Here is an 18,899-nt window from a genome sequence, read left to right on the forward strand (position 1 = left end):
GTCGAACGGCGCATATCCTCGCAGAATTGTTGCGTGCTTTGGCCGCCCCTCTCTTGAGCCTGCCCGCTGTCGGCCTTAGATTAGGTGTCAGCGCGAGAAAACGGAGTCTCTTAATGTTTGGCATTCCCGGCAAGCAGGCCGTGACCATGACACCCAAGGCCGCCGAGCAGATTGTTCGCCTGATGCAATCAGGCGGCCATGCCGGTCTGCGCATTGGCGTCAAGAAGGGCGGATGTGCAGGCATGGAATACACCATGGACTATGTCGATCAGGCAGACCCCAATGACGAGGTTGTCGAACAGGATGGTGCCCGGGTCATAATTGCCCCAATGGCGCAGATGTTCTTGTTCGGGACCGAGATCGACTACGAAGTCTCGCTTTTGGAATCCGGTTTCAAGTTCCGCAACCCCAACGTTGTCGATGCCTGCGGCTGTGGTGAATCCATCAAATTCGACGAAAGCCTTGCACCCCAGCGCTAAGACGCCTTTTTCAGATGAACGTAGGTCTCATTGAACCGGCGGGTCAGATGTTCGCCGGCCGCGATCATCTGGCCGGTATCAGGCGGGGCCACGTTCGTGTCATAGGACGGGTTGAAGAATAGCGGGATCGACAACCTCTCTTGCGCGCCGCCTTTGACGCGGTGAAGCGTTGCTTTGGCCTGCCCCGCAGTCCAAAACTCGAGCATTTCGCCAAAATTGATAACGAACCGGCCCGGCGCGGCGAGAACCGACTGCCATGACCCGTCCGGCATACGGACCTCAAGCCCCGGTGCTCCATCGGTTGCCAGCAGCGTCAGACAGCCATAATCAGTGTGTTCCGCGATCCCGAAATCTTTGTCTCCGGCCCAGTCCGGCCTTTTCGGGTAATAGTTGCCGCGCAACAGCGCCATCGGCGCATCAAAAGCCCGGTCAAAGCTGCTCGCCTCTTTGCCCAACGCCACCGCAATGGCACGCAGCACACGCATGGCAACGCCGCAGGCATCTGCATAGTAAGCTTGTATCGTCTCGCGAAAGCCCACCGGGCTATCGGGCCAAAGGTTCGGGGCATAGACGCTTAACCCACGCGCTGCATATGAGTGATGGGCCGGCAACTCAAAACCGCAGTCGAATACCTCTTTGAAGTCGGGATTGGCATTCGGATCGACCTGCTCTGACTGCTTGGCGCCCCAGCCCCGGTTCGCTCCGGTCCGGGACATGTCGACAGTGCGCTTTTCAGCTTCGGGCAACCGAAAAAAAGCGCGATACGCATCGAATACTGCGTTGATCCGGCCTGCATCCAGCCCCGTCTCGCTGACAGTCAGAAACCCGACATCCCGCACGCTTTGCGCCAGTTTGGCCAGTTCGGCCCCGTCCCGTTGATCAAGTTTCCGGAGGTTTAGGTTTTCGATCATGTCGCACCCGATTGTTGCGCGCATTACCTGCCTGTCCGTTCCGGGCTTCGCAAGCGGAATTGTAAGCGTCTGTCGGGGATGTTAACTGGAACGGGACATACCACGATATCAGAGAGGCGAAGATGCGGCGCAAACTAGCAGCGGGCAACTGGAAAATGAACGGAACCGGGGCCGCGCTGGCCGAGTTGGAACTTCTCTCCAATGCGCACCCTTCAGCGCCAATCGATATCCTAATCTGCCCCCCCGCGACTCTGGTGCATCGGGCCGGGCTTAGCCTTGCAAGCAGCGGCATTGCGACCGGCGGCCAGGATTGCCACGCAGAAACGTCGGGGGCGCATACAGGTGACATCAGCGCCGACATGCTCAAGGATGCGGGCGCAGACTATGTGATCCTTGGCCATTCCGAACGCCGTCAGGATCATGGCGAACAGGACGAAGCAATCCGGGCCAAAGCCCGCGCCGCGATGGATGCGGGGCTGACGGCAATCATTTGCGTCGGTGAAAGCCTGGAACAGCGCGAGGCCGCCAACACGCTGGACATCATTGGCGGTCAGATGTCCGGATCGATCCCCGATCAATCGACCGGAGAGAACCTGGTTGTTGCCTATGAACCGATCTGGGCCATCGGCACCGGCAAGGTGCCAACGCTGGATCAGATCGGTGAAGTGCACGACTTCATCCGCGCCCGCCTTGAACGCCGGTTCGGCGAGGGTGTGGGCCGGTCGGTCCGGTTGCTCTATGGCGGTTCGGTGAAACCTTCGAACGCGTCCGAGATCTTTGGCGTGTCGAATGTCGACGGCGCATTGGTTGGTGGCGCAAGCCTCAAGGCCGCCGACTTTTCGGGCATTATTTCCGCGCTCGAGGGCGTCTGATCGCTCAGGCCAGTTTCATCGTGATCATTCCGGCCACGATCAGGGCCGCCGCAAAGACACGTGCGGCGGTCATGGCCTCACCCAAAAACGTGACGCCGACCAGAAACGCACCGACAGCCCCAATGCCGGTCCAGATCACATAGGCCGTGCCCAATGGCAAAGCGCGCATCGCCAAGGCCAGCAGACCGAACGATCCGATCATCGACACGCCCATCACCAATGTCGGCCACAGACGTGTGAACCCTGCCGATTGCTTCATCGCAACAGCCCAGACGATTTCCAGCAGGCCGGCAAACAACAGATATATCCAGGACATTGAGGCACCTCATGTCAGTTCGGGTCGTCCCGAATGATCTTCCATTGTGGAGAGGTCGTCCTCAGCGCCTGAGATAAGAGGCCATCAACTAAATTCAAGACACGAAAAAACCGGGCGCTGAGAAACGCCCGGCTTGCACCCATTTACACGGGCTAGTTCGTTATGATCTCGGGCCCCATGAACGTATTGGGCAGGAAGGTCGAGATCCACGGAATATACGTCACCATGATCAGGAAGACGAAGAGGACCGCCAGGAACGGCAGCGCCGCCTTGACCACGCCCATCATCGGCATCCCGGCCACGCCCGAGGTGACAAAGAGGTTCAATCCGACCGGAGGGGTGATCATCCCGATCTCCATGTTGACCACCATGATGATGCCCAGATGGATCGGGTCGATACCCAGTTCGATCGCGATTGGGAACACCAGTGGCGCCACGATGACCAGCAATCCCGAGGGTTCCATGAACTGACCGCCGATCAGCAAGATCACGTTCACCACGATCAGGAAGGTCACCGGCCCCAGACCCGCCGACAGCATGGCGCTGGCGATGTGCTGTGGTACCTGCTCGTCCGTCAGCACATGCTTCAGGATCAGCGCGTTGGCGATCACGAACAGCAGCGTAACGGTCAGCTTACCAGCCTCAAACAGCGTGTGCTTTGTGTCGGGGTGGAAAAAGGCCGTGACCAGCGCATAGGGCTTCTTGATCAGCGGAATGTTCTGCGCATCCCCGTCGGTGCTGAGCGGCCCCATGTCCTTATAAACAAAGCTGGCGATCAGGAACGCATAGACAGCGGCAACCGCTGCGGCCTCGGTCGGGGTGAAGATCCCGCCATAGATACCGCCCAGAATGATCACGATCAGGAACAGGCCCCAACCGGCCTCGCGCGCCGAAGTAAAGACCTCGCCCCAGCCCTTCCAGTCGCCCTTGGGCAGATCCTTGACCTTGGCCATGACATAGATCGTGACCATCAGCATCAGCCCGGCCATCAGGCCCGGGATGACGCCCGCAAGGAACATGCGCCCAACCGAGACCTCAACGGCTGCCGCATAGACCACCATCACGATCGAAGGGGGGATCAGGATACCCAGCGTGCCCGCGTTACAGATCACACCGGCAGCGAATTCTTTCGAATAACCGACTTGACGCATGCCAGCGATCACAATCGAACCAATGGCAACCACGGTGGCGGGGGACGACCCCGAAAGCGCCGCAAACAGCATACAAGCAAACACTCCCGCAATCGCCAGACCGCCGGGAAGATGCCCGACACAGGCAATCGAGAACCGGATGATCCGCCGCGCCACGCCACCTGTTGTCATGAACGATGACGCAAGGATAAAGAATGGGATCGCCAGCAGGGTAAAGTGCCCCTCGAAGGCTTCGAACAGTGTTCCCGCGACCGAGGCCAGCGAACTGTCGGAATAGATCAACAGAAACAGGGTCGAACTGAGGCCAAGCGCGACCGCAATCGGAACCCCGATCAGCAGCAGGCCGATGACCATCGAGAAAAGAAGTACGACGTCCATCAGTTGTGCCCTCCTTGTTGGGCCCGAACCTCTTCAATCTCGTCCTCGACCTCGTGGCTGGCCACAAGGCGGTCGGTCTCGCCACGCCAGATCTGAACAGCGACCTGCGCAAAGCGGATCACCAGCAGCAACATCGAAACCGGTAGCACCAGATACGGAATAACCTTGGGCAGCTTCTCGTACCCCTCGCCATAGTTGATCAGGTCCTCCAGAAACCGCAGGGGCGCGACCATCGGGATGTCGTCGACCTCGTAAAAGCTCTGACTGCGCGCTCCGGTGTCGAACCCGGTGGGGAACCAGCGGCCCGAGGTGGGCGGCAGATCGGCAAAGACCGCCCAATAGTCATAGGATCCCTTGAGCAGCAGCAGCGAGAACACCAGGCAACAGGCCACCGCAATAAGCGCCAGAATGCGACGCGGTGCCGGGGCCAGCATGTTCAGGATGGCATCCACCCCCAGATGCGCGTGTTTCTTCACCGCGTACGAGGCCCCTAGCAGTACCAGCCAGCCGAAGGTGAATACCGTCAGTTCCAGCGCCCAAAGAATGTTAGAGTTGAACACGAACCGCGCGATCACGTTGGCGAAGGTGACAACCGTCATCAAACCCAACAGCAACGCGATCATCGTCTCTTCGATATGGTCGACCAGCCCGCCCTGGCCGGAATTCGCACCAGACATCTCTCTGTCCCCGCAATTTGTAATGAGAGTCGATATTGATGAGAGTTAAGGTGGCGGGCCATTTTACGGCCCGCCCGGCCCACGCGTCGATAACTCCCCAGTCCCCGGACGCGTGGCCTGAACCGGGATCAGAACCCGGCGTTGATCGCCTGTGCGGCGTCAATCTTGTCCTGACCTACGTCATCAGCGAACTTGTCCCAAACAGGCTTCATCGCATCGACCCAGGCCTGACGCTGTTCAGGGTTCAGATCGCGAATGATGCCTCCCGCATCAGTGATCGAGGCTTTGGCCGCCTCATTCACGGCAAAGGCTTCTTTGTTCCGGGTCTCGGTAACCTCGCCCAGAATGGTCAGGAACTGGTCGCGCACTTCGGGGTCCAAGCTGTCCAGCCAGTCGACCGATGTCACGACCAGATAGTCGATGATGCCGTGATTGGTTTCGGTGATACCATCCTGCACCTCAAAGAACTTCTTGCCGTAGATGTTCGACCAGGTGTTCTCCTGCCCGTCCACGACACCTTGCTGAAGCGCGCCATAAACTTCCGAGAACGCCATCTTCTGCGGGCTGCCACCGATGGCTTCCATCTGGGCCACCAGAACGTCCGAGGACTGCACGCGGAATTTCAGACCATCCGCATCTGCTGGGGTTTCCAGCGGCTTGTTGGCTGACATCTGCTTCATGCCATTGTGCCAAAAGGCCAGCCCCTGCAGGCCGCGGCGCTGCATGCTGTCTTTCATCGCCTGACCGTCAGCCGAGGCCTGGAACGCGTCCACAGCATCGATGTTCTTGAACATGAACGGCAGGTCGAACAGACGGAACTGCTTTGTGAACTTCTCGAACTTCGACAGCGACGGTGCGGCCAGTTGCACGTCGCCCTGCAACATCGCCTCAAGCACTTTGTCGTCATTGTAGAGTGTCGAGTTCGGATAGACCTCCATGCACATGACGCCGTTCATCTCGTCATTTACACGCTGTTCAAGCAGCGAGGCGGCAATACCCTTGGGGTGTTTGTCGGTGTTGGTCACATGCGCGAACTTGACGACGATCTCGCCGTCATCGCAGGCCGAAAAGCCAGCGGTGGCTGTCACGCTAAGCGCCAGCGCAGTGGCGGCTGTAGTCAGGAATTTCATTTGTCTCTTCCTCCCAGACGTCTTTGAAATCACTATGAAACGCTCGTGATGGTGAGCATTGGGCGAAGTGAAACGAATCGCCGGTCTTGCCTCAACGATTTGTTTGGGAAAGTCGGATGAGTCTTATTATTGTTTAGAAATAAAACCTTATCGGGCAATTTTACATCATTCTGAATCCGCTGCCGAATTCTGTGCGAAAATCCGCACAGCTAAAACCAGCCCGTGTGCGAAATTTCGCACACTTATCGAATCAATGCGGCGAATCGGTATTGGCAAAGCATGCGCCGACAGCAGCCCGCACCGACGGGCTGCCGGCCCAACGGTGTCCTGCATGACAATGCAGGTAAACCGGCGGGAGCACCTATCGGCGATAATCCTCTGGCCTGATGTGATAACGCGCAAGCTTGTCGTAGAACGTCTTTCTGGGCAGCTTCAGCGCCTTGGCCGCGTCTGATGCCTTGCCGTTATGCCGTCCCAATGCCGCAATCAGCAGCGACCGTTCCACCTGTGCCATTTGCTCGCTCAGGCCCAAATCACTGGCCTTTGAGGCCTCTTCGGGCATACCCAGCACAAAGCGCATGGCAGCCGACATCAGCGATCGGGCATTGCCCGGCCAATCCTGCGCCATCAAAGCCGCCAGATGATCCGATGAGATTTCTGGAACGCCGATCCCCGCCTGTTCCGCCGCCTGCGCAACATAGTGGCGGAAAATCACCGGAATATCCTCGGGCCGTTCCGCCAGCGAGGGAATGCGCACACGCATGACATCCAGCCGATAGAACAGATCCGCGTTGAACTGGCCGCTCTCCGACAGCGCCGACAGATCAGCTGTAGACCCGGCAATGATCCGCGCCGGCGCACCCTGCTCGATCATATCCAGCGCCGCGAACTGGGTGGCGTCGGGCATCGACGATACCTCGTCCAGAAACAGGGACCCCCCAGCCGCGTCCTCGCAACTTTGCGTCAGGTCACCGGCTGTCAGCCCAGCAGTGGGTCGTTTGACAAAGGGTCCCTGCCCGTCCGGCGACATCAGATGGACTACCTCGGCAACTTTCGAGATCCCGCTGCCGACCGGTCCGGTCACCAGCACCTCGGCGCGCGTCGGCGCGACCGAGCGTACGCGGGTGCGCAGGTCGGCGGCCTTTTGCGACAAACCAAACAACAGACGGGCAGCCGGGTCGCCGCGTTCCAGTTCCCGCTTTTGCCGCCTTTGCCCCAACACCTCGGATCGTGCTGTCAGCGCACGTCTGAGGACCGCCAACAGATCCTCTGCCGCACAAGGTTTTTCCAGAAAATCGAAAGCACCCTGCCCCATGGCCTGGACCGCCATCGGAATGTCGCCTTCACCGGTCAACAAGATGACGGGCAATTCCGGGTCAGTCTCGCGCGCGTAGGTCAACAGATGAAAGCCGTCCCGACCCGGCATCCTGATGTCCGAAACGATCACCCCGTCGAAATCGCGGCGAATATGGTCCTTTGCGGCCACGAAAGACCCAGCGGACACGGGCTCGTATTCCGCAAGCTCCAACGTCTGTGCCAACGCTTCTCGTACCGCAGCATCATCATCGACCAAAAGAACCTTGCGGGTCATGCGGCTTTTTCCTTGGGACAGGGGTCAAGCTCGACCGTGAACTCGGCGCCATCGGGTGTGTTTGAACCGCGAATGTCACCCCCGAAACTCTGCACCAGACCATAGGAAATGGACAGGCCCAAGCCCATCCCCTCGGAACTGCCGACCGATTTGGTGGTATAGAACGGTTCGAACACACGGTCCGGGTCTTCGATACCGGGGCCGGTGTCGCGGACCGACACCTTTGGCCGGCCCTGATCGGACAGTGTGATCGTCACACGCGCGTCTTTTCTTCCCACCATCGCGTCGGCGGCGTTGCTGATCAGGTTGACGAACACCTGAACCAGTCGCACCTCGCCCCCCCACACCCAGACCGGAGCTTTCGGTGGCGTCCAGTCCAGAGCGACGTCTTCGGAACGCAATCGGGTCTCGATCAGTTCAACGGCCGAGTTCAGGACCTGAACCAGATCGACCCGCCCCATCGGCTCGCTTTCGTTGCGGGCAAAGGCGCGCAGGTTCTTGATGATCCGCGCCATACGCGCGGCCATATCCGAGATCCGCCCCAGGTTTTCCCCCGCCTTGCCCGCATTCCCGCGTGCCAGAAAGGCCGAGCCGTTATCGGCAAACTGCCGGATCGCCATCAGCGGCTGATTCAGTTCGTGACTGATCCCGGCTGACATCTTGCCCAATGCGCTCAGCTTACCGGCCTGAACCAGATCGGCCTGGGCCTGTTTCAGTGCCGCTTCGGCCTCCTCACGCTCGGCAACCTCGCGACGCAGGGCCGAGTTGGCGACCGTCAAGGCACGGGTACGCTGGGCCACACGACTTTCCAGCACCGCATTGGCCTGCGCCAATGTACGCCGGCGTTCGGTGGCCAGAAACAGCAGCGCGCCAAACGCAAGGCAAAGCGCTGCAACCGTCGCCGCCTGTAATCCGGCCAACTGGCGCGCCGGGGCGACATCAACCAGCACTTCGGCCGTCATGTCGATCACCGGCAAATCCAGCATCAGATGCAGCGCGCGCTGCGGCAGGTAGCGTCCCCAGCCCATGCTCCACAATTCATGCGGACCAACCATATCCGAAGAAAAATCAACCGCGTTACCGCCCGGAGGCGTCAGACCCTGTTGCCCGTCCGCACGGTTCCAAAACAGCAGGTCGGACCGGTTCGAAATAAAGACCACCCCGTCGGCATCTGTGAAGAACACAGCCTCGGTACTGCCGCGCCAGGTTTGTTCCACATCCTGTACATCGGCCACCACCATCAGCGCGCCTTGGACCTGCCCGTCTGGACCAAAAGATGGGGCAGCGTAAGAATAGGTCCTCTCTCCGCTGCCGGGAAAGGCTCCATGCGCGCTGCCCATCGCCCCCTGCAACGCGCGGGCAAAGGCCGGATGACCAGCCAAATTCGAGCGAGGCAGAGGCTGTGCGGCGGCCAGAACATGACCGTTTCGATCCAGATACATCACGTTCACCGCAGCAGTTTTATCGGCCACGTCCAACAAGACGGCCTCGGCCGCGCGCTGGCGGGTTGGAGTGTCCAACTCATCCAGATCCGGGTGATCTGCCATCAGAACCGCCAGTTCCTGATAGACCTGCATCTGAGTACTCAGCCGGTCAGCTGCCAGTTCCAGATCGGCTTCGGCCTTATCGCTCAGCTGCGTCAAAGCCTGACGATACCCATAGGTCCAGACAGCCGCTGACAACAGCGCGACCGCACAGAGGAAAGCCAGAATGACCAAAACACGTTGCATGACCAAGGGTCTTGCATTCACTGCGCCCGATGGCAAGTGTGCGACACATGAAGAACCTGACGCAATCTCCGACCGACCCGGCCTTTGTACAGGATCCCTACCCGTTCTACGACGCGGCGCGCAGCCATGGCGATCTGTTCTATTGGGAGGACTACGGAATGGCCGCTGCGGTATCGCACCAGGCGGTGTACGCACTGTTGAGAGATCGCCGGTTCGGGCGCGAAGTTCCGCCCGAGCTTGCCGCACCCGGCCCGGCACATCTGGCGCCCTGGCTGGCGGTCGAAGCGCATTCCATGCTGGAACTGGAACCGCCTCGCCACACCCGGCTGCGCTCGCTTGTGCTGCGGGCGTTCACTTCGCGCGCGATTGCGGCGTTGGAACCTGATGTAAGGCAGCTTTGCCACCACCTGATCGACGAATTCCCGACGGCTCCTTTTGACTTACTCTCCGCCTATTGCACCCAAGTCCCGGTCATAACCATTTGCCGTCTGTTAGGCGTGCCCGAGGAGATGGCCCCGGATCTGTTACGCTGGTCGCATGCGATGGTCGCCATGTATCAGACCGGTCGTACCCGTCAGACCGAAGATGCCGCCGCGCAGGCGTCGCGGGACTTCACCGATTTTCTGACAGCCTATATCGACCAGCGTCGCAAGACCCCCCGCGACGACCTGATTACGCGTCTGATACAAGCCGAACAGGATGGCGAGAAACTGAATCGCGACGAGTTGATCTCGACCTGCATCCTGCTGCTGAACGCCGGTCATGAGGCGACCGTGCATAGTCTGGGGAACGGGGTGAAGACGCTGTTGAGCAGCTCAAGAAATTTGCCTTCACTTGCAGAAAACACCATCGATCAGACGGTCGAAGAGGTATTGCGCTACGACCCACCGTTGCACATGTTTACCCGCTATGCCTATGAAGAGGTTGAGATTTTTGACCACCGCTTCGCGCGCGGGGATCAGGTTGCCTTGCTGCTGGGCGCGGCCAATCGCGACCCGGCGGTCTGGTCAGAGCCCAACAGGTTTGATCCGACCAGACCGATCGCGATGAACACCAGCTTTGGGGCCGGGCTGCATTTCTGCGTCGGTGCCCCGCTGGCAAGACTGGAGATGCGTGCCGCACTGCCCATCCTGTTCGAACGATGCCCAGAATTGCGCCTGACACAGCCCGCCGTGTATTCCGACAGCTACCACTTTCACGGCCTGACGCGGCTTGAGGTTCAAACGCGGGCCAGAGCCAACGCCTAATTGCCCGCCAGCGATGTCAGCGGCAGCATGGTTGTCGACTTGATCTCTTCCATCGACAAAAGTGCTGTCACGTTGTGGACCCGAACCTCTGAGATGAGGTTCTGATAAAACGCGTCGTATGCGCGGGCATTCTGCACCCTAACTTTCAGGATATAGTCGATATCCCCGGCCAACCTGTGCGCCTCCTGCACTTCGGGGCGGTCACGCAGCGCTTTCAGGAACTTGCGTTGCCAATCAGCCTCGTGCTCGGATGTGCGGATCAACACAAAGAAGGTCGCCTCGAATCCCAGCGCCTCGGCGTCCAGCAAGACGGTTTGCTGTCCGATGACACCGGCGCTTTTCAGTTTGCGAATGCGATTCCAGACGGGCGTCTTGGAACTGCCGACGCGAGCCGCTATTTCGTCCAGCGATTGACTGGCATCGCGTTGCAGCTCGGCCAGAATTTTCTGATCTGTGGCGTCTATTCGCACCGACATTCCAATTTCCCTCATCTTTCAAAACCGTCGTTCCACTTTCCTCCAAAACCGGAACAAACGTTCTTATTTGCCGCGCGATATGGCGCATATGCGGGAATATTTCCTATATTGGAGTGCAAGTCAAACAAACCCCGAGACCCAGAAATGCTGCGTTCAAGAACAACAGGTGATACCGGCCATGTCGATTTCGTCGGCGCAGGCCCCGGCGATCCAGAGCTTTTGACCGTCAAGGCCCTGCTGGCATTCGAGCAGGCCGATGTCGTGATGCATGACCGGCTGATCAGCGATGAGGTTCTGCTGCTGGCCGGTAAGCGCGCAACGCTGGTTGACGTGGGAAAGGTTGGTTTTGGACCATCCTGGAAACAAAGCGACATCGATGCCCTGCTGGTCGAACATGCCCTAAAGGGCCAGCGTGTCGTGCGTCTGAAATCGGGTGACCCGACGGTTTTAGGTCGTCTCGACGAAGAGATCGAGGCCGTCGAGGCCGCAGGCATTTCGTGGTCGATCGTGCCAGGCATCACCGCTGCCTCGGCTGCCGTGTCCGCAATCGGCCAAAGCCTGACCCGTCGCGGCCGCAATGCGTCGGTGCGTTTCCTGACCGGGCACGACATGAAGGGCTTTGCCAATCACGACTGGACCGCACTGGCGCAGGCCGGATCGGTGGCCGCGATTTACATGGGCAAGAAATCGGCCCGCTTCATCCAGGGACGTCTGATTATGCACGGTGCCGACCGCGCGACACCTGTCACGCTGGTTGAAAACGCCTCGCGCCCTGATCAACGCGTTGTGGCGACGACCCTCGGTCAGTTGCCATCTGACCTGGCTGCCGCCGAACTCGACGGCCCTGCCCTGACATTTTACGGCCTTGCCCCGCGCGAAGCGGCCTTGGCCGCGACAGAATTCAACAAGGAGCTTGCCTGATGGCCCGCGCTTTTACCCCCAAAGTTGTCACCGCCAATGATCTTCTCGAAGGCGACGTGATCTATCAGACCGAGGATGACCGTTGGTCACGCGATCTGTCCGACGCAGAATTGATCACCGATGAAGCACACGCGCAGGTTCGCCTGCTGGACGCGGCGCGTCAGGCCAACAAGATCGTCGGCGCCTATCTGGCGGATGCAATCGCCGGCGACAACGGCCCTGAACCCACCCATTTTCGGGAGGATTTCCGCCGGACTGGTCCGTCCAACTATGCCCACGGCAAACAGGAATCCTCCCCGCAGCCCCGGGCCTGATCACTGGCCCTCTATCTCCCCATCAAGGCCCCTTTTGGTTCGGGGCTGCAATTAAGGACAGCTAGACATGTATCGCTACTCCGAGTTCGACACAGCATTCCTGGCAGAACGCAACGCCCAGTTCCGTGCGCAGGTCGAGCGCCGTATTGACGGTTCACTGACCGAAGATGAATTCAAACCCCTGCGGCTGATGAACGGCCTGTATCTGCAATTGCATGCCTACATGCTGCGCGTTGCGATCCCGTACGGTACCCTTTCCAGTGCGCAGATGCGTCAGCTCGCCCTGCTGGCGGAAAAGTGGGACAAGGGCTATGGCCATTTCACCACCCGTCAGAACATTCAGTACAACTGGCCGAAACTGAACGACGTGCCGGACATGCTGGACGCGCTGGCCGAAGTTGGCATGCACGCCATCCAGACCTCGGGCAACACCATCCGCAACGTGACCGCCGACCACTTCGCCGGTGCCGCCGCGGATGAGGTCGCTGATCCGCGCCCCTATGCCGAACTGCTGCGCCAATGGTCAACTGACCATCCGGAATTCCAGTTCATGCCGCGCAAGTTCAAGATCGCGATCACCGGCAGCGAAAATGACCGCGCCGTAATCAAGGCGCATGATATCGGCCTGCAACTGGTCGAGCGTGACGGCGTGCTGGGCGCTCGCGTCATCGTCGGTGGCGGCCTGGGCCGCACGCCGATGATCGGCAAAGAGCTGTCCGAATTCGTCGCCTTTGACGATCTGTTGGCGTATCTGGAAGCCACCGTTTCCGTGTGGAACCAGATCGGACGCCGCGACAATAAGTACAAGGCACGTATCAAGATCACCGTGCATGAGCAAGGCATCGACGCTATCCGCGCCAAGGTGAACGAGCGTTTCCTGCAGGTCCGCCCGCAGTTCAAGGGCGCAGACATGAACCTGCTGGAAGAGATCAAGGGTCACTTTGCGCCCCCCGCCTTCCGCGAAGGTTCGGTTGCGTCGTTCGAAAGCGCCTATACCAACGATCCGGTCTTCCGGTCCTGGGTCGACACCAACATCGCGCCGCACAAGGACGCGGACCATGCGATCGTGACGATCTCGATCAAGAAGCACGGCCAGACGCCGGGTGATGCAACTGCCGAGCAGATGCGCGTAATGGCTGATCTGGCCGAAGAGTTCGCCTATGACGAACTGCGTATCAGCCATGAGCAGAACGTGATCCTGCCGCATGTCCACAAATCGGACCTGCCCGCGATCCACGCAAAGCTGAAAGAGCACGAACTGGCCACCGCCAATATCGGTCTGATCAGCGATATCATCGCCTGCCCCGGCATGGATTACTGCGCGCTGGCGACGGCGCGTTCGATCCCGGTTGCGCAAGAGATCGCGACCCGTTTCGATGAGCTGAAGCTTGAGCATGACATTGGCCACCTGAAGATCAAGATCTCGGGCTGCATCAACGCATGTGGACACCACCATGTCGGACATATCGGCATTCTGGGTCTGGACCGCGCAGGCGTCGAAAACTACCAGATCACGCTGGGCGGTGACGCGACTGAAACCGCAGCCGTCGGTGACCGGACGGGTCCGGGCTTTGCCTATGACGAAATCGTGCCCGCCGTCGAACGCATCGTCGACACCTATCTGGTGCAACGCGAAAGCGCCGAAGAGACCTTTTTGGAGACCTACCGCCGTGTTGGCATGGCCCCCTTCAAGGCCGCTCTCTACCCCGAGGCGCAGGCGAATGCCGCTTGATCTGATCCAGACGGAACTGGGTAAAGACCGCGCAGAATTGACCGAACGGGTCGAGGCGCTGAATGCCCGGTTCCGCCATCACAGCGCCCACGATGTGATGCACGGTGCCATTGAAGAGATCGACGCGCTTGCTCTGGTCTCAAGCTTTGGGGCGGAATCGGTTGTGTTGCTGCACATGGCAGCGGTTGTCGACAAGATGACCCCTGTGCTGTTTGTGGACACGCAAATGCTGTTCACGGAAACGCTGGAGTATCAGCAAGATGTGAGCGAGCGTCTGGGCCTGAAAAATGTTCACATCATCCGCGCCGAGGATGAAGATATCGAACGCGACGACCCTTACGGCGCGCTGCAACTGCGTGATACGGATGCGTGCTGCAACCTGCGCAAAACCTTCCCGCTGCAAAAGGCACTGGCGGGGTATGAAGGCTGGGTGACCGGGCGCAAACGGTTCCAGTCCGGCACCCGCGCCGCGCTCGAGTTCTTTGAGGTCGAGGACGGCACCGGCCGGATCAAGGTCAACCCGCTGGCTCATTGGGCGCCCGAAGACGTGCGCACGTATATGGACGAGAACAACCTGCCCCGGCACCCGCTGGTGGCCAAAGGATACCCTTCGATCGGCTGTGCGCCCTGCACATCGCCGGTCAAAGAGGGCGAAGACCCCCGCGCCGGACGTTGGCGCGATCAGAACAAAGAAGAATGCGGCATTCATTTTGTCGATGGCAAGATGGTGCGCGCCGGAGAGAAAACATGAACGTAATCGTAACGGATGAGGGGTTTGCCCCCGATGACTGGACCGACGGCTATGTCACGCTGGAAGATGCCGCCAATGATGTGGTCGCGCTGGATGTGGCTTCGGATACCGACCCTGACGAGTTGATTGACCGCCTGGGCAGTGCCCAGATGGTGCGGGTGGATTTCCCGTCATCAGCCGATGGCCGTGGCTTTACCATTGCGCGGGTTTTGCGGCTCAAGGGTTATACCGGCCGCCTGCGCGCCAAAGGACACGTGCTGGCCGACCAATACGCCATGGCGCGACGCAGCGGGTTCGACGAAGTCGAAATTGACCACGCGCTGGCCGACCGCCAGCCCGAGGATCAGTGGCTTGCCCGCGCCGACTGGAAAGAACACAACTATCAGGCCCGCTTGCGCGGCTGATCCCGCCAATCGCCAGCTTGTGACACGAAAGGGGTAATCTGCCCCTTTTCCTGACCTGGATCAAAGATTAAACGGAGATGTCGGTTAAGCAGACCGACAGTGAAACGATGACAGAGATGAAATCCGTGACCGAAGCAACCGCCGTAAAGGCCCCCGTCCTGCCCGACGCCCAGACCGTGACGGACGTCAAACACTGGACCGACAGCCTGTTTTCCTTCAAGGTGTCGCGCCCCGCATCCTTGCGGTTCCGCTCGGGCGAGTTCGTGATGATCGGACTGCTGGGTGACAACGGCAAGCCGCTGCTGCGCGCCTACTCGATCGCCTCGCCGTCCTGGGACGAAGAGCTCGAGTTCTACTCGATCAAGGTTCAAGATGGCCCGCTGACCTCGAAATTGCAGCACATCAAACCCGGGGATCAGATCATTCTGCGGCCCAAGCCGGTCGGAACGCTGGTGCATGACGCCCTGCTGCCCGGCAAACGCCTGTGGTTCTTTGCCACCGGCACCGGCTTTGCCCCCTTTGCCTCGCTACTGCGCGAGCCGCAGACTTATGAGGATTACGACGAGGTCATCATCACCCACACCTGCCGCGAAGTGGCGGAACTGGAATATGGCCGTCAGTTGATCGAAGACATCCGTCAGGATGAATTGCTGGCCGAACTGATGGGTGAAGGTTTCGCCGACAAGATCCGCTATTACCCGACCACAACCCGGGAAGACAGTCCCAAGATGGGCCGCATCACCGAGCTGTTGAAAGATGGTACCGTGTTCACCGATCTGGGGATCGAGGGCGGCATCAAGGCGGATACGGATCGCGCAATGGTCTGCGGTTCGCTGGCCTTCAACCACGACATCAAAGAGATTCTCGAAGGTTTCGGCCTGCGCGAAGGTGCAAATTCCGAGCCCAAGGAATTCGTGGTCGAAAAAGCCTTTGTCGGCTGAAGGGGCTCTGTGGCTGGGCTCAAATTGGTCCGGCCACCGTAAAACCCCTGACAAAACCCGGGAATTTCGGGCTATCTGGCCGTTATGCCGCTTGAATCAGCGCGCGTGGCGGTCTAAATTCCGGGCTCGAAATTCTGCAATCATCAAAGGAATGAACCCATAGCCCGCAGACCCCATAACGCGCCACCGCAGAGAGATACCGGACCGCGCGTAAATGATAAAATCCGTGCCCCCGAAATTCGCCTGATCGGCGCCGATGGTGACAATGTCGGGGTGGTTCATCCCGCCAAAGCCATGCAACTCGCCGCTGATGCCGGCCTCGATCTGGTTGAGATTTCGCCAAACGCGAACCCGCCGGTCTGCAAGATCATGGATTTCGGCAAGTTCAAATACGAACAGCAGAAACGCGAAAGCGAAGCGCGCAAGAAACAGAAAGTCATCGAGGTGAAAGAGGTCAAGTTCCGGCCCAACACCGACACCCATGACTATGACGTCAAGATGAAGAACGTCTTCAAGTTTCTGGAAAAAGGCGACAAGGTCAAAGTCACCCTGCGCTTTCGCGGTCGTGAGATGGCGCACCAAAACCTGGGCCGTGAATTGCTGGAACGTGTGGCCGAAGACATCAAGGATTTGGGCAAGGTCGAGAACATGCCCAAGATGGAAGGTCGCCAGATGATCATGATGATCGGCCCGCTTCCTCAGAAGTAAATCGATCAGCTTTCATTGCAAAAGGGCTCCGCCGTTTGGCAGGAGCCCTTTTTCGTTAGATCACAGCGTCTAATGCATGCTTCAACTTGGTCACCAACTCATCTATCTGCTCGTCCTCGATGATGAACGGTGGTGCCAAAAGAATGTGATCACCGTTTTTTCCATCCCGCGTTCCGGACATCGGATAGCAGATCAATCCTTGGGCCAAAGCGGCTTTTTTGACGCGACCGGCCACGCCTTTTGCTGGGTCAAACGGCGTTTTGCTATCCCGATCCGCGACAAGTTCGATCCCCCGGAACAAGCCCCGCCCCCGAATCTCGCCGATATTGGGATGTTGCCCAAAGGCGGCTTCAAGCGCGGACTGTAATTTCTGCCCCATCACGCCTGCACGGGCTGGCAGGTTCTTTTCGGTCAGCTCTGTCACGACCGCCAACGCCGCTGCGGTGGCAACCGGGTGGCCGATATAGGTATGCCCATGCTGAAAAAATCCAGACCCATCGCGAATGGCGTCATAGATTGCATCCGTACAAAGCATCGCGCCGATCGGCTGGTAACCAGCCCCCAACCCTTTGGCGATACACAAAATATCCGGCGAGACGCCGTCATGGTCACAGGCGAACAAATGCCCCGTGCGTCCCATGCCGCACATGACCTCGTCCAAAATCAACAGCACGCCGTATTGGTCGCAGATTTCACGGATACGTTTGAAATACCCCTCGACCGCCGGTACCGCCCCTAGCGTCGCCCCAACAACCGGTTCTGCCATGAATGCCATGACCGTGTCGGGGCCCAAGCGCAAAATCTCGGTCTCCAACTCGTTTGCAATGCGCTGGCCATAGTCAAAGCTGCTCTCGTCATCCGGTTTTTCAGCGTATTCATAGCAAGCGGCGATATGGGTCATCTCAATCAGCATCGGTGCAAACTGCGCCCGCCGCCACGCATTGCCCCCGGCAGACAGCGCGCCCAGAGTATTGCCGTGATAGCTTTGACGCCGTGCAATCACATGCCGCCGCTCGGGCTGTCCGATTTCAAGATAATATTGCCGCGCCAGTTTGATGGCCGCCTCAGTCGCCTCGGATCCGCCCGAGACGAAATAGACCCGATCGAGTTCCCCGGGCGCATGTTCGATCAACAGATCGGCCAGCGCCTCTGCGGGTTCCGAGGTCATGAACCCGGTATGCGCAAATGCGATCTTTTCAACTTGCTCCTGAACGGCTTGGATGACGGCCGGGTTCGAATGCCCCAGGCACGAGACCGCCGCATCGCCGCAATCCAGAAACCGGCGGCCCTGATCGTCGATCAGGTAACACCCATCCCCTCCAGCCGCGACAGGCAGGTTCGATTTGGTGTGGCGTGGAAAAACGTGACTCATTCTGGCTTCCTTTTCATCCGGGCCACCAAGGCCGCGACCGACACGGCATTATCTGCCCATTGCTGTCCATCTGGACCGGTCAGGCTGTTTTCAAACCCGACCCGGACATCTGCGCCTTGCTGCGCCGCTCGGTGCAGACAGACATGTTCCTGCGACCCAAAAGCACAGACCATCCAGGGCGAGGCCTCTGCCGGAAATCGATCCAGATCCTCTGGTGCGGATTCCTGCCCTTCGGCATAGCGCCCCAGAACCAATAAGCGATCCACCTGAGACGGAGCGACAACCCCATCCTTGCGCCACTGCGCCAACAATTCGGCGTCGGTCGCATCATACAGGATATGCTGCACACGCGTGCCCTGATCCGCGCACAGGGCATACACGCGCGCGGCAAGCTCTGGTTGGCGTGCAATCTCACGCACAGAAATTGACGCCCAGCTCGGCTGCACAGTCTTAAGGCAGGTATATTGAGCGTCAACGTCGAACACACCAGCGGCTTCGGTCGTGATCTGCACGTCCATCGTCGGCACCACGCGACGCAATTCAGCAATCGTTTCAAGATAGCGCCCGGCATCCAGCGAATGCTGCCCCTGATCATCGCGCACGTGCAGATGTATGCCCTGCGCCCCTGCTGCATGACAAGCATCTGCAGTGGCTACAATTTGCGTGGTTGTCGCCGGCAATTCCGGGTGATCTTTGCGCCCGCGCCTTGCGCCATTCGGGGCAACCAGAACATACGCGGGCCGCGTCGTGATACCTTGAGTGTCATTCAAATCGGTCATGTGAAGTTCTTTCTAGATC

19 protein-coding genes and 1 pseudogene are annotated in these 18,899 nt (G+C 59.2%); 10 read left to right on the forward strand and 10 right to left on the reverse strand.

Features of this window, described 5'->3' with window-relative positions; all coding sequences use genetic code 11:
- The first annotated feature begins 113 nt into the window (after nt 1-113).
- Nucleotides 114-479 carry a HesB/IscA family protein gene (locus tag ACR0LX_RS02050; protein ID WP_480782352.1) on the forward strand — a complete coding sequence of 122 codons (366 nt, stop codon included), beginning with the start codon at nt 114-116 and terminating at the stop codon, nt 477-479.
- On the opposite strand, the gene ACR0LX_RS02055 is transcribed toward ACR0LX_RS02050, so the two are convergent.
- Complete coding sequence (locus ACR0LX_RS02055; protein WP_480782353.1) at nt 476-1,414, reverse strand: isopenicillin N synthase family dioxygenase; 939 nt, start codon at nt 1,412-1,414, stop codon at nt 476-478. The two genes, ACR0LX_RS02050 and ACR0LX_RS02055, sit on opposite strands and share 4 nt — an antisense overlap.
- Nucleotides 1,415-1,512: 98 nt before the next feature.
- Between ACR0LX_RS02055 and tpiA the strand changes: the two genes are divergently transcribed.
- Nucleotides 1,513-2,262 (forward strand): triose-phosphate isomerase, encoded by a 750-nt coding sequence (tpiA, locus tag ACR0LX_RS02060; protein WP_480782354.1) that lies wholly within the window; start codon nt 1,513-1,515, stop codon nt 2,260-2,262.
- Nucleotides 2,263-2,266: 4 nt separating this feature from the next.
- On the opposite strand, the gene ACR0LX_RS02065 is transcribed toward tpiA, so the two are convergent.
- The 6 genes from ACR0LX_RS02065 to ACR0LX_RS02090 all read right to left on the reverse strand — a co-directional run bounded on the left by ACR0LX_RS02065 (nt 2,267) and on the right by ACR0LX_RS02090 (nt 9,235).
- The gene (locus ACR0LX_RS02065; RefSeq protein ID WP_480782355.1) at nt 2,267-2,578 is read right to left on the reverse strand and encodes a DMT family transporter; all 312 of its coding nucleotides are present in this window, start codon (nt 2,576-2,578) and stop codon (nt 2,267-2,269) included.
- A 152-nt stretch (nt 2,579-2,730) separates the two neighbouring features.
- Nucleotides 2,731-4,107 (reverse strand): TRAP transporter large permease, encoded by a 1,377-nt coding sequence (locus ACR0LX_RS02070; RefSeq protein WP_480782356.1) that lies wholly within the window; start codon nt 4,105-4,107, stop codon nt 2,731-2,733.
- A complete protein-coding gene (locus tag ACR0LX_RS02075; protein WP_480569378.1) occupies nt 4,107-4,784 on the reverse strand; it encodes a TRAP transporter small permease in 678 nt (225 codons plus the stop codon). Before ACR0LX_RS02075 ends, ACR0LX_RS02070 begins: the two co-directional genes overlap by 1 nt.
- Nucleotides 4,785-4,912: 128 nt before the next feature.
- Entirely contained in the window at nt 4,913-5,914 is a 1,002-nt protein-coding gene (locus ACR0LX_RS02080) for a DctP family TRAP transporter solute-binding subunit (RefSeq protein ID WP_480782357.1), read from the reverse strand.
- 361 nt (nt 5,915-6,275) lie between these two features.
- Nucleotides 6,276-7,505: a sigma-54-dependent transcriptional regulator gene (locus tag ACR0LX_RS02085; protein WP_480782358.1), complete on the reverse strand. Its 1,230-nt coding sequence runs from the start codon at nt 7,503-7,505 to the stop codon at nt 6,276-6,278.
- Nucleotides 7,502-9,235 carry a sensor histidine kinase gene (locus tag ACR0LX_RS02090; RefSeq protein ID WP_480782359.1) on the reverse strand — a complete coding sequence of 578 codons (1,734 nt, stop codon included), beginning with the start codon at nt 9,233-9,235 and terminating at the stop codon, nt 7,502-7,504. The genes ACR0LX_RS02085 and ACR0LX_RS02090 overlap by 4 nt, the downstream gene beginning before the upstream one ends.
- A gap of 47 nt (nt 9,236-9,282) precedes the next feature.
- Between ACR0LX_RS02090 and ACR0LX_RS02095 the strand changes: the two genes are divergently transcribed.
- Nucleotides 9,283-10,482 (forward strand): cytochrome P450, encoded by a 1,200-nt coding sequence (locus tag ACR0LX_RS02095; protein WP_480782360.1) that lies wholly within the window; start codon nt 9,283-9,285, stop codon nt 10,480-10,482.
- Here ACR0LX_RS02095 and ACR0LX_RS02100 read toward each other — a convergent pair.
- The gene (locus ACR0LX_RS02100; RefSeq protein ID WP_480782361.1) at nt 10,479-10,958 is read right to left on the reverse strand and encodes an Lrp/AsnC family transcriptional regulator; all 480 of its coding nucleotides are present in this window, start codon (nt 10,956-10,958) and stop codon (nt 10,479-10,481) included. The genes ACR0LX_RS02095 and ACR0LX_RS02100 overlap by 4 nt on opposite strands.
- A 174-nt stretch (nt 10,959-11,132) precedes the next feature.
- Between ACR0LX_RS02100 and cobA the strand changes: the two are divergent.
- The 7 genes and pseudogenes from cobA to infC all read left to right on the forward strand — a co-directional run.
- Nucleotides 11,133-11,879 (forward strand): annotated as a pseudogene (gene cobA, locus ACR0LX_RS02105) (uroporphyrinogen-III C-methyltransferase); the annotation flags it as partial.
- Nucleotides 11,879-12,193 (forward strand): DUF2849 domain-containing protein, encoded by a 315-nt coding sequence (locus ACR0LX_RS02110; protein ID WP_480569360.1) that lies wholly within the window; start codon nt 11,879-11,881, stop codon nt 12,191-12,193. The pseudogene cobA and the gene ACR0LX_RS02110, both read left to right, overlap by 1 nt.
- A 67-nt stretch (nt 12,194-12,260) precedes the next feature.
- Nucleotides 12,261-13,925 carry a nitrite/sulfite reductase gene (locus ACR0LX_RS02115; RefSeq protein ID WP_480782362.1) on the forward strand — a complete coding sequence of 555 codons (1,665 nt, stop codon included), beginning with the start codon at nt 12,261-12,263 and terminating at the stop codon, nt 13,923-13,925.
- Nucleotides 13,915-14,676, forward strand: a complete 762-nt coding sequence (locus tag ACR0LX_RS02120; protein WP_480569355.1) for a phosphoadenylyl-sulfate reductase — start codon at nt 13,915-13,917, stop codon at nt 14,674-14,676. The genes ACR0LX_RS02115 and ACR0LX_RS02120 overlap by 11 nt, the downstream gene beginning before the upstream one ends.
- On the forward strand, nt 14,673-15,080 hold the full coding sequence (locus ACR0LX_RS02125) for a DUF934 domain-containing protein (protein ID WP_480569352.1): 408 nt from the start codon (nt 14,673-14,675) through the stop codon (nt 15,078-15,080). Before ACR0LX_RS02120 ends, ACR0LX_RS02125 begins: the two co-directional genes overlap by 4 nt.
- Before the next feature lie 107 nt (nt 15,081-15,187).
- Nucleotides 15,188-16,021: a ferredoxin--NADP reductase gene (locus ACR0LX_RS02130; protein WP_480782631.1), complete on the forward strand. Its 834-nt coding sequence runs from the start codon at nt 15,188-15,190 to the stop codon at nt 16,019-16,021.
- Nucleotides 16,022-16,267: 246 nt separating this feature from the next.
- The gene (gene infC, locus ACR0LX_RS02135) at nt 16,268-16,729 is read left to right on the forward strand and encodes a translation initiation factor IF-3 (protein WP_480504410.1); all 462 of its coding nucleotides are present in this window, start codon (nt 16,268-16,270) and stop codon (nt 16,727-16,729) included.
- Between the two features lie 55 nt (nt 16,730-16,784).
- On the opposite strand, the gene ACR0LX_RS02140 is transcribed toward infC, so the two are convergent.
- Together ACR0LX_RS02140 and ACR0LX_RS02145 are read right to left on the reverse strand one after the other, a co-directional pair.
- Nucleotides 16,785-18,101 carry an aspartate aminotransferase family protein gene (locus ACR0LX_RS02140; RefSeq protein ID WP_480782363.1) on the reverse strand — a complete coding sequence of 439 codons (1,317 nt, stop codon included), beginning with the start codon at nt 18,099-18,101 and terminating at the stop codon, nt 16,785-16,787.
- Complete coding sequence (locus ACR0LX_RS02145; protein ID WP_480782364.1) at nt 18,098-18,880, reverse strand: beta-keto acid cleavage family enzyme; 783 nt, start codon at nt 18,878-18,880, stop codon at nt 18,098-18,100. The genes ACR0LX_RS02140 and ACR0LX_RS02145 overlap by 4 nt, the downstream gene beginning before the upstream one ends.
- Between the last annotated feature and the right edge of the window lie 19 nt (nt 18,881-18,899).

The organism is Ruegeria sp. CH11 (assembly GCF_056537105.1).

Excerpts from the sequence above, each read along its gene's own strand:
- ACR0LX_RS02080 (WP_480782357.1), bottom strand. The coding sequence starts at position 5,914 with ATGAAATTCCTGACTACAGCCGCCACTGCGCTGGCGCTTAGCGTGACA.
- ACR0LX_RS02125 (WP_480569352.1), top strand. The coding sequence starts at position 14,673 with ATGAACGTAATCGTAACGGATGAGGGGTTTGCCCCCGATGACTGGACC.
- ACR0LX_RS02110 (WP_480569360.1), top strand. The coding sequence starts at position 11,879 with ATGGCCCGCGCTTTTACCCCCAAAGTTGTCACCGCCAATGATCTTCTC.
- ACR0LX_RS02075 (WP_480569378.1), bottom strand. The coding sequence starts at position 4,784 with ATGTCTGGTGCGAATTCCGGCCAGGGCGGGCTGGTCGACCATATCGAA.
- ACR0LX_RS02145 (WP_480782364.1), bottom strand. The coding sequence starts at position 18,880 with ATGACCGATTTGAATGACACTCAAGGTATCACGACGCGGCCCGCGTAT.
- ACR0LX_RS02085 (WP_480782358.1), bottom strand. The coding sequence starts at position 7,505 with ATGACCCGCAAGGTTCTTTTGGTCGATGATGATGCTGCGGTACGAGAA.
- ACR0LX_RS02090 (WP_480782359.1), bottom strand. The coding sequence starts at position 9,235 with ATGCAACGTGTTTTGGTCATTCTGGCTTTCCTCTGTGCGGTCGCGCTG.
- tpiA (WP_480782354.1), top strand. The coding sequence starts at position 1,513 with ATGCGGCGCAAACTAGCAGCGGGCAACTGGAAAATGAACGGAACCGGG.
- ACR0LX_RS02120 (WP_480569355.1), top strand. The coding sequence starts at position 13,915 with ATGCCGCTTGATCTGATCCAGACGGAACTGGGTAAAGACCGCGCAGAA.
- ACR0LX_RS02140 (WP_480782363.1), bottom strand. The coding sequence starts at position 18,101 with ATGAGTCACGTTTTTCCACGCCACACCAAATCGAACCTGCCTGTCGCG.
- ACR0LX_RS02100 (WP_480782361.1), bottom strand. The coding sequence starts at position 10,958 with ATGTCGGTGCGAATAGACGCCACAGATCAGAAAATTCTGGCCGAGCTG.
- ACR0LX_RS02070 (WP_480782356.1), bottom strand. The coding sequence starts at position 4,107 with ATGGACGTCGTACTTCTTTTCTCGATGGTCATCGGCCTGCTGCTGATC.
- ACR0LX_RS02050 (WP_480782352.1), top strand. The coding sequence starts at position 114 with ATGTTTGGCATTCCCGGCAAGCAGGCCGTGACCATGACACCCAAGGCC.
- ACR0LX_RS02095 (WP_480782360.1), top strand. The coding sequence starts at position 9,283 with ATGAAGAACCTGACGCAATCTCCGACCGACCCGGCCTTTGTACAGGAT.
- ACR0LX_RS02065 (WP_480782355.1), bottom strand. The coding sequence starts at position 2,578 with ATGTCCTGGATATATCTGTTGTTTGCCGGCCTGCTGGAAATCGTCTGG.
- ACR0LX_RS02055 (WP_480782353.1), bottom strand. The coding sequence starts at position 1,414 with ATGCGCGCAACAATCGGGTGCGACATGATCGAAAACCTAAACCTCCGG.
- ACR0LX_RS02130 (WP_480782631.1), top strand. The coding sequence starts at position 15,188 with ATGACAGAGATGAAATCCGTGACCGAAGCAACCGCCGTAAAGGCCCCC.
- ACR0LX_RS02115 (WP_480782362.1), top strand. The coding sequence starts at position 12,261 with ATGTATCGCTACTCCGAGTTCGACACAGCATTCCTGGCAGAACGCAAC.